This is a genomic window from Bartonella vinsonii subsp. berkhoffii ATCC 51672 (assembly GCF_902825225.1).
GTDB classification, from domain to species: Bacteria; Pseudomonadota; Alphaproteobacteria; order Rhizobiales; family Rhizobiaceae; genus Bartonella; species Bartonella berkhoffii.
Window position 1 is genome coordinate 1 of the sequence record NZ_CADEAK010000185.1, and the last position, 433, is coordinate 433.

Genomic DNA, 433 nt, shown 5'->3' on the forward strand with positions numbered 1-433 from the left:
AATTTCACTGCCCTCCAAGCTGCTTCCCATTTTGTATGAATCTTTGCCATGCTCGTCCCATCACTATGAGGGGTATAAGGCGAGAGTTTTAAAGACGCGCTTTGAGAGCTAGCAGCCGTCAACACACATTGGCGTGCTTTTTCGAGACTCATACCGTTTTGAATAGCTTTTGCTGCGTCAAAAGAAACGCCTAAGTGCTTTGCTTGCTTTTCAAGAGTTGTTAGTGCTTTTGCGCGCTTTCTTTCTTTTTCAAGCACGGCTTTCATATCTTCGCGCTTGTTTTCATTGTCCTCATTGTCTTCATCCTCATCTTCGTTTTCTTCTTCATCGTCGAAGTCTTCGGCGTTTTTGTCGATGTCACTATCGTCTTCGTCCTCTTCCTCGTCATTGATGATGTCGACAATCTTTTCGTCATCCTCTTCTTCAGCGCGGT

The 433-nt window shown here is 44.8% G+C and carries 1 protein-coding gene; it reads right to left on the minus strand.

The features are described 5' to 3' along the window. On the minus strand, positions 1-433 hold a 433-nt coding region (locus J7R10_RS08850; RefSeq protein ID WP_208436491.1), incomplete at both ends, for a hypothetical protein.